Source organism: Luedemannella flava (genome assembly GCF_039528515.1).
GTDB classification, from domain to species: domain Bacteria; phylum Actinomycetota; class Actinomycetes; order Mycobacteriales; family Micromonosporaceae; genus Luedemannella; species Luedemannella flava.
The window spans coordinates 1-8,188 of record NZ_BAAALT010000270.1; the positions used below are offsets into that span (position 1 = coordinate 1).

Here is an 8,188-nt window from a genome sequence, read left to right on the forward strand (position 1 = left end):
GGGCGGCGGCGTCACCCCGCCCGCCGGGGTGGACGACGTGTTCGGTAAGGGTGACCTGGTGGCGGCCGGCACGCCGATCGTCACGATCGTGGACGTCTCGCAGCTCGGCCTGACCGGCGAGGTGGACGAGACGGACGTGCTGCTGGTCGCCGCGGGCGTGCCGGCGGACGTGGAGCTGGACGCCGCCCCGGACGCCCGCTACCGGGCGACCGTGCGGTCGCTGGATCTGCTGCCCACCCAGTCGGCGCGCGGCGGTGTGGCGTACCGGATCAGGTTGAGCCTGGACGGCGGCGAGCTGGTCGCGGGCGGGGCCGCGCCCACCCCGCGTCCCGGCATGAGCGCCGTGGCCCACCTGCGGGTGCGCGACGCGGTCGACGCGGTCACCGTGCCCGCCGCCGCCGTGTTCTCCAGCGGGGACGGCGACGCGGTGTGGCTGATCAACGGCGGCAAGGCGGTGCGCCAGCCGGTGAAGGTCGGCGTCCAGGGCGCGGACCTGGTGCAGATCCTGGACGGCCTGACGCCCGGCCAGCGCGTCGTGGTCGCCGGCACGGACAAGGTCGCCGAGGGGCAACAGGTCACGTGAACGTGACGGCGGTGGAGGTGGAGGACGTCACCCGGGAGTACCGGCTCGGGGGCGGGGTGAGCGTGCCGGCGCTGCGCGGGGTGTCGCTGACCGTCGGGGCGGGCGACTACGTGGCGATCGTGGGTCCGTCCGGGTCGGGCAAATCGACGCTGATGCACCTGCTCGGCGGGCTCGACCGGCCGAGCTCCGGGCGGCTGCTGCTCGGCGGGCGCGACGTCGCCGCGCTCGGCGCGGCCGACCTGGCCCGGCTGCGCAACGAGGTGATCGGCTTCGTGTTCCAGAGCTTCCACCTGCTGCCGCAGACCACGGCGGTCGACAATGTGGCGCTGCCGCTGATCTACCGGGGCGTCGGGCGGTCGACGCGGCGGCGCCGCGCCGTCGAGATGCTCCACCGGGTCGGCCTCGGCCACCGGGTCGACCACCGGCCCAACCAGCTCTCGGGCGGGGAGCAGCAGCGGGTCGCGATCGCCCGCGCGCTGGTCACGGAGCCGGCCGTGCTGCTGGCCGACGAACCCACCGGCAACCTCGACAGCGTCGCCGGCGCGGCCGTGCTCGCCCTGCTGGAGGAGCTCAACGCCGAACGGGGCGTCGCGGTCGTCATCGTCACCCACGACCGCGAGGTCGCCGCCCGCGCCCACCGCCAGATCGTCATGCGCGACGGCGAGATCGTCGATGGGGGCAACCCGTGAGCGAGCGTCAGCGAGCGAACCGTCCGTGCAGGTTCGACTCACGCCGACGCCGGAGCGCAGCGGAGGTGGCGGCGTGAGACTTGCCGAAGCGTGGCGCGTAGCGCTCGACGCGTTGCGGGCCAGTCGGCTGCGCAGCGCGCTGACGATGTTCGGCGTCCTCATCGGGGTGTCCGCGGTCGTCGTGCTCGTCGCCATCGGCAGCGGCGCCAAGCAGGAGGTCGAGGCGCAGGTCGAGGGTCTCGGGTCCAACCTGCTGCTGGTGGTCCCCGGCAAGGTTCAGTTCGGCGCCGCGCCGACGCTGTCGCGGCTGCAACTGTCCGACGTGGACGCGCTGGCCCGGGTCGTGGGCGACCGGGACCGGGTCTCGGCGACGGTGACCTCGGCGGAGACGGTGCGGGCCGGGGGTCGCGAGACGTTCACGAACGTGCTCGGGCTGCTGGACAACACGCCCAAGGTGTTCGTCCGGTCGCTGTCGCGGGGCGCGTACCTGACGCGGTCCGATGTGGACACCGGGCGCCGGGTCGCGGTGCTGGGCGCCGAGGTGAGCCGCGTCCTGTTCGGCGAGCGCGACCCGGTCGGCTCGCAGATCACCATTGCGGGCGTGCGGTTCCGGGTCATCGGGGTGTTCGCCCCGCTCGGCCAGAGCCTCGGCGTGGACCGGGACGAGGAGGTGCACATCCCGATCACGGCGGCGCAGCGGCTGTTCAGCACCCAGCGCATCGACGGCTTCGCCATCAAGGCGCCCGACGCCGAGCACATCGACGACCTCGGTGAGCGCGTGCTCGCCGAGCTGAACCGCCGTCACCCCGACACCGAGTTCAGCGCGGTCACGCAGAAGCAGATCCTGGGCGTACTCGGGGACATTCTCGGCGTCCTCACCGGGGTGCTGGCCGCGATCGCGGGCATCTCGCTGCTCGTCGGCGGCGTCGGCGTCTCCAACATCATGCTGGTCTCGGTGCGCGAGCGGACCCGCGAGATCGGCCTGCGGAAGGCGGTCGGCGCGAAGCCGCGCGACATCGCGGTGCAGTTCCTCGTCGAGGCCGTGCTGCTCACCACGATCGGGGGAGTGGCCGGCATGGCGCTGGGCCTGGGCGCCGTGTGGCTGATCGTGGTGCTGACGCCGCTGCCGGCCGTGATCACGTGGTGGTCGGTGGCGCTCGCGTTTGGGGTGTCGGCCGCCGTGGGCATCATCTTCGGGGTGGCTCCGGCGCAGCGAGCAGCCCGCTTGGACCCCGTGGTGGCACTCCGCACGGAATAACCCATATTGATCAATTCTGCCAAGCCCTCGCCCGGTTAACACGTGTACCGGTACCGTTCAGGTAACACGCGCGTTGACCAGGCCGGCGGAAGCGGGACCGGCGAGGCGCGCGCCGGAAGGGACGGGGTGAGCCATGGCTGGATCACCGCAGACCGCGGGCAGGCTGTCGGAGGTCAAGTTCCTCACGGTGGCCGAGGTGGCGGCGCTGATGCGGGTGTCAAAGATGACCGTCTACCGCCTCGTGCACACCGGGGAGCTGACCGCCGTACGGGTGGGACGCTCGTTCCGGGTGCCGGAGCACGCGGTCCATGAGTACTTGAGGGATGCCTTCGCTGAGTCGGCCTGACGGCCGTAGGCGGACGCCGATTGTTCACACCGGCGGGCCGTTGGCTACCCTGGACGGCGGCCGTGACCCTGCCGGGCCCGGCCGCGACAGATTCGTTGTTGAGGGGACTTAGCCGTATGGGCTCCGTGGTCAAGAAGCGCAGGAAGCGCATGGCGAAGAAGAAGCACCGTAAGCTGCTGCGCAAGACCCGCGTCCAGCGTCGCCGCCTCGGCAAGTAGGGGTCCGGCCCTCGGGAGGCGCAGGTGAAGGTCCTGGTGACCGGCGTCGGCCGGTTCCTCGGTGCCCACCTGGCTGCCCGACTCGCGGTCGATCCCCGCGTCACCAAGGTCATCGGAGTCGACACCCGGCCACCGGCCGGAGATCTCGCGCGCCTGCTGCGCGGCAAGGTCACGGTCGTCACCGATGACCTACGTGGCGTTGTGGCCTCGGTCACCGAGAGCGGCGTTGAGGCCGTGGCGCACCTCGGGGTGCTGGTCGGCGCCGGTCGCGGCGGTCGCGCCGCCCAGAAGGAATACAACATCATCGGCACGATGCAACTGCTCGCCGCCGTCCAGGCGGCGCCGGCGGTCCGCAAGCTGGTGGTGCGTTCCTCCACGGCGGCGTACGGCGCGTCGTTCCGCGACCCCGCCGTGTTCACCGAGGCGACCCCGCCGACCGAGATGCCGCGCGGCGGCTTCGCCAAGGACGTCATCGAGATCGAGGGCTACGTGCGCGGCTTCCGTCGCCGGCGGCCCGACGTGGCGACGACCGTCCTGCGCCTGGCGCCGCTCATCGGCCCCGAGGCCGACACGATCCTCACGCGGTACTTCGCGCTCCCGGTCGTGCCGACCGTGCTCGGCCGCGACCCGCGGCTGCAGTTCCTGCACGTCGACGACGTGCTGGAGATCCTCGTCCGGTCGGTCGTCGAGGACCACCAGGGCACGTTCAACGTGGCCGGCGCCGGCGTGCTGACCCTGTCCCAGGCGATCCGCCGGGCGGGCCGCATGTCGGTGCCGGTGGTCGAGCCGGGCATGTCCGCGTTCGCCACGCTGGCCCGGTCGCTGGGCCTCGGCGAGTTCTCCATGGACCAGCTCGACCTGTTCGTGCACGGCCGGGTGGTCGACACCAGCCGGCTCGTCGCCGAGTACGGGTACACGCCCCGTTCCACGCCCGAGGCGTTCGCGGACATGATCGCCGGCCGTCGGCTGCACGAGAGCGGAACGCTCTCGCCGCTGCGTCCCGGCGTCGTGTCAAGCGCCGAGCAGGCGCTGCTCGGCGGCATCCGGGCGGCGCGCAGAGCCGCCGCCGCAGCCGTGAGCAGGGGTGACGCGGATGTCTGACGAGCAGCTGCACGCGACGGTCGGCGAGCGGTCCGCCTGGACGGAGACGGCCAACGGGCAGGCGCCCGGCGCCACCAGCCGGCCGGCGCGGCGGCGCGTCACCCGCCAGGTGGACCCGCCTGGGGGCGACAACGCGGCGCGGCCCGCGCTGACACCCGCGCCCGCCCGGGAACCGGACATCTGGGACCACCGGGTCGCGAACGGGCTGGCGTTCCTGCGGCGGCGGCTCACCGGCGACTACGAGGTCGACGAGTTCGGCTTCGACCCGGACCTCACCGACCAGGTCTTCCAGCCGATCCTGCGGCTGCTCTACGAGAGGTACTTCCGCATCGAGGTCGTCGGCGAGGAGAACATCCCCGCCGAGGGTGGCGCGCTGATCGTCGCCAACCACGCGGGCACGTTGCCGCTCGACGCGCTCATGCTCTCCATCGCGGTGCACGACGAGCATCCGGCCGGCCGCCACCTGCGCCTGCTCGCCGCCGACCTGGCGCTGCGCATGCCGATCCTGTCGGAGCTGGGCCGCAAGTACGGCATGACGCTCGCGTGCAACCCCGACGCGGAGCGGCTGATGAACTCCGGCGAGCTCGTCGGCGTCTTCCCGGAGGGCTACAAGGGCCTCGGCAAGGGCTACGCGCAGCGCTACAAGCTGCAGCGCTTCGGCCGGGGCGGGTTCGTGTCGGCCGCGCTGCGCACCCGTACCCCGATCATTCCGGTGGCGATCGTCGGCTCGGAGGAGATCTACCCGATGATCGCCGACCTCAAGCCGGTCGCCCGCGTGGCGGGCACGCCGTACTTCCCGGTGACCCCGACGTTCCCCCTGCTCGGGCCGTTGGGCCTGATGCCGCTGCCGAGCAAGTGGCTGATCGCCTTCGGCGAGCCGATCGAGACCGCGTCCTACGACGGCGAGGCGGACGACCCGATCGTGGTGTTCAACCTCGCCGACCAGGTCCGCGAGACGATCCAGGAGACGCTGCACACGCTCCTGTCGCGACGCCCGGACCCGTTCGCGGACACCGCGACCTGACCGGCGCGGTCAGCGCCTGCGGAGGTGGCGGCGCAGCGCGACGGCCGCCATGACGCCGGTGGCCAGGGCGCCGGCCGCGGCCGCGGTCGGAATCGCGATCTTGGCGGCCTTGCGGCCGGTGCGGAAGTCGCGGATCTCCCAGCCGCGCTCGCGCGCGGTGCGCCGCAGGGCGGAGTCCGGGTTCACGGCCACCGCCCGGCCCACGGTCGTGAGCATCGGCAGATCATTGATCGAGTCGCTGTACGCCGAGCAGCGCGCCAGGTCCAGGCCCAGGTCGGTGGCGAGCGCGCGCAGCGCCTCCGCCTTGGCCGGGCCGTGCATCAGCCCGCCGGCCAGCCGCCCCGTGTAGATGCCGTCGCGCACCTCGGCGACGGTGCCGATGGCGCCGGTCAGGCCGAGCCGCTGGGCGATCACGTCGCCGAGCTCGACGGGGGCGGCGGTGACCAGCCAGACCCGCTGTCCGGCCTCCAGGTGCAGCCGGGCCATGGCGTGCGTGCCGGCCCAGATGCGCTCCGCCATCAGCTCGTCGAAGATCTCCTCGCAGATCTTGCGGAGGTCGGCGACGCTGCGGTCGGCGACGAACGCCAGGGCGGTCTCCTGCGCGCCGGCGACGTGGCCGCCGTGCTCGGCGGCGACGACCCGGAAGCGCAGCTGCTGCAGGCCGAAGCGGACCAGGTCGCCGGTCGTGAAGTACTTCCTGGCGGCCAGGCCACGGGCCAGGTAGTAGATCGACGCGCCCTGCATCATCGTGTTGTCGACGTCGAAGAAGGCCGCTGCCGAGGGATCTTCTCCGACGGTGAGGGCCACGTCGAGCTCGGAAGCCGACGTCACCTCGTCCGCCGGGCCAACCGCGCGCCGTGCCACCGTGCCTCCTCAACCTTCAGACGAACCCATTCGAGACTAGGCTGCCCGACCAAGCGAGTCAGGGGCGGTCGTGTGGTTTGCACCCCACGCGACCGCCCCCTGACGGGTAGTCCGTTCGGACGTCAGTTGCCCAACAGGTTGCCGAGCAGGCGGCCCAACTTGTCGAGCACGCCGTCGTCGTCCTTCTCCTTCTTTTCCTTCTTGGCCTTCTCCGCCGCGGCGGACGCGGCCGCCTCGGGGGATTCGGTCGAGGGCGCCGAGGTGGTCGTCGCGGTCGCCGGGGACGGTACGGGCGCCGTGGCGGCGCCACCCAGCCCGCCGCTCGCGATGACATCGGGATGCGAGGAGCCGCCCGACCCGTTGCCGCTCGTCGTGCGCGGTTCCGCGCCCGACGCCCCGCCGCTCGCGACGCACGGCCGGGGCCGCGGCCCGAGCTCGTCGATCCCCGCGCTGCCGCCGCACCGCACCGCGCCGCGCAGCGCCTGGCTGCGCGCCGCGACCGAGTCGAGGATCGCGATCGCGGCGAGGACGTCGTCGCGCGGCCCGTTCGGCACCGTGTCCGCGAGTGCCAGCAGCGGCCGCCGCTGGGTCGTCACGAACGCGTCGATCGTGTCGAGCGCCGCCGCGTCGCGCCGGTCGACCGCGGCCGTGCCGAGCAGTTTCATGCCCTGCCGGGTCTCGACGTTCATGTCCAGCAGGACCTCGTGCAGGAACTCCGGCGAGGTGCGCGGCGCCTCGGCGAGACGCACCTGGGCGAACTGCAGGTACAGCTGCCCCCGGGTGATGTCCGAGCTGGCCAGGGCAAGCTGGGCCCGCTCGGCGGACCGCTTCACGGAATAGAGGGTGTCGCCGGGGACGGCGTCCCCGCTCGCACCGGAGACGCCGGAGAGGGCCAGTGCGCCGGCCGTCACGCCGGCGAAGATGGCCACCCGGGTCCGGGTCCGTCGGCTGGCCACCGGCCGCGCGGCGACGCGCGGTTGGTTGGTGACCAGCGCCGGTGGGGCCCCCCGTGGCTCGACGGCGGTGGCGCCGATGCCCTCGCGCTCGATGCGCGCGGTGAGCATGGCCCGCAGTCCAACCCGGAACTCCGGGTCGGGCTCCGCCGACACCGGAATCGACGTGACCCGCCTGGTGATCTCGACGAGCGGTGCGAGCTCGGCATCAATGTCCGAACGTGAATGGTGCCTGGGTGCGCCGCCGTCCTCGGCGATCAGTTGTGCGAAACGTTCAGCTCGCCGACGGTCGAAAACGGTACGCGTCACCGCGGGTACCTCCCTTCACGCCCCATCGGCCCGTAACCGGGCGGTCTACGTACGTCTGTCGGAATCAGACCCTCTACGGCCTGCAACCCGTGCAACGAACGCGACGGTTGTTCGGTTACGCGGTTCACGGCTGAAAGCCGTCCGGAAGGAGTCGGTGCAGGGCACGGACCGCCCGGTACTGCAGCGCCTTGATCGCGCCGTCGTTCTTGCCCATCGCCTGAGCGGTCTCCGCCACCGAGAACCCGTGCAGGAACCGCAGGACGATGCACTCCTGCTGCTCCGGGTTGAGGTGGGTCACGGCGGTGAGCAGCGCGACGTTCGTGATGTGGTCCACCACGGCCGCCTCGGGGCTGCCCTCGGGCCCGCGGTCCTCCCGGTCGGCGTCGAGCACGTCCCCGGTGGTGACCTCCAGCCGGTACCGGCCGGACTTGAAGTGGTCGGCCACCAGGTTGCGGGCGATCGTCACGAGCCAGGCGCCGAGGTCGCGGCCCTGCCAGGTGAAGCTCCCGATGCGCTTGAGCGCGCGCAGGAACGTGTCCGCGGTCAGGTCCTCGGCGAGTTGGCGGTTGCCGACCCGGAAGTAGATGAACCGGAACACCGTGTCCAGGTAGCGGTCGTAGATGAGGCCGAACGCCTCCGAGTCGCCGGCCTGGGCCCGCTCCACCAGCGCCCACACCTCGGCGGCCGCGTCGCTGGGGTCGGGTCGGTCCGGATATGTCGGGGGCGACGCCTCGACCGGCGGCGGCGCGGGGCGCTCCGCGGTCGTGACGGTGCGCAGCTCCACCGTCGGCTCCGCCGCTTCGCGCGGCGGCCGGCCCTGTGCGGGCGGCACCCGCGGCGGAC

The 8,188-nt window shown here is 72.7% G+C and carries 9 protein-coding genes and 1 pseudogene; 7 read left to right on the forward strand and 3 right to left on the reverse strand.

Going from position 1 to position 8,188, the window contains the following annotated elements; genetic code table 11:
- The 7 genes and pseudogenes from ABD211_RS29985 to ABD211_RS30015 form a co-directional block, all read left to right on the forward strand.
- On the forward strand, nucleotides 1-583 hold a 583-nt coding region (locus ABD211_RS29985; RefSeq protein ID WP_344139081.1), incomplete at its 5' end, for an efflux RND transporter periplasmic adaptor subunit.
- A pseudogene (locus ABD211_RS29990) lies at nucleotides 580-1,254 on the forward strand (ABC transporter ATP-binding protein); the annotation flags it as partial. The gene ABD211_RS29985 and the pseudogene ABD211_RS29990, both read left to right, overlap by 4 nt.
- 91 nt (nucleotides 1,255-1,345) lie before the next feature.
- Nucleotides 1,346-2,530 carry an ABC transporter permease gene (locus ABD211_RS29995; RefSeq protein WP_344139085.1) on the forward strand — a complete coding sequence of 395 codons (1,185 nt, stop codon included), beginning with the start codon at nucleotides 1,346-1,348 and terminating at the stop codon, nucleotides 2,528-2,530.
- A gap of 133 nt (nucleotides 2,531-2,663) precedes the next feature.
- Nucleotides 2,664-2,876 (forward strand): helix-turn-helix domain-containing protein, encoded by a 213-nt coding sequence (locus ABD211_RS30000; RefSeq protein ID WP_344139087.1) that lies wholly within the window; start codon nucleotides 2,664-2,666, stop codon nucleotides 2,874-2,876.
- A gap of 98 nt (nucleotides 2,877-2,974) precedes the next feature.
- Nucleotides 2,975-3,094: a 30S ribosomal protein bS22 gene (locus ABD211_RS30005; RefSeq protein ID WP_425560560.1), complete on the forward strand. Its 120-nt coding sequence runs from the start codon at nucleotides 2,975-2,977 to the stop codon at nucleotides 3,092-3,094.
- 24 nt (nucleotides 3,095-3,118) lie between these two features.
- Nucleotides 3,119-4,195 carry an NAD-dependent epimerase/dehydratase family protein gene (locus tag ABD211_RS30010; RefSeq protein ID WP_344139089.1) on the forward strand — a complete coding sequence of 359 codons (1,077 nt, stop codon included), beginning with the start codon at nucleotides 3,119-3,121 and terminating at the stop codon, nucleotides 4,193-4,195.
- Nucleotides 4,188-5,219, forward strand: coding sequence for a lysophospholipid acyltransferase family protein (locus ABD211_RS30015; protein WP_344139091.1), 1,032 nt, complete (start codon nucleotides 4,188-4,190; stop codon nucleotides 5,217-5,219). The genes ABD211_RS30010 and ABD211_RS30015 overlap by 8 nt, the downstream gene beginning before the upstream one ends.
- 9 nt (nucleotides 5,220-5,228) lie before the next feature.
- Here ABD211_RS30015 and ABD211_RS30020 read toward each other — a convergent pair whose 3' ends face one another.
- From ABD211_RS30020 to ABD211_RS30030, 3 genes are all read right to left on the reverse strand, one after another.
- Entirely contained in the window at nucleotides 5,229-6,050 is an 822-nt protein-coding gene (locus ABD211_RS30020; protein WP_344139097.1) for an HAD family hydrolase, read from the reverse strand.
- A 155-nt stretch (nucleotides 6,051-6,205) separates the two neighbouring features.
- Entirely contained in the window at nucleotides 6,206-7,345 is a 1,140-nt protein-coding gene (locus ABD211_RS30025; RefSeq protein ID WP_344139093.1) for a DUF5667 domain-containing protein, read from the reverse strand.
- 124 nt (nucleotides 7,346-7,469) lie between these two features.
- Nucleotides 7,470-8,188 (reverse strand): sigma-70 family RNA polymerase sigma factor (locus tag ABD211_RS30030; RefSeq protein ID WP_344139095.1); only part of this gene is annotated, 719 nt, incomplete at its 5' end.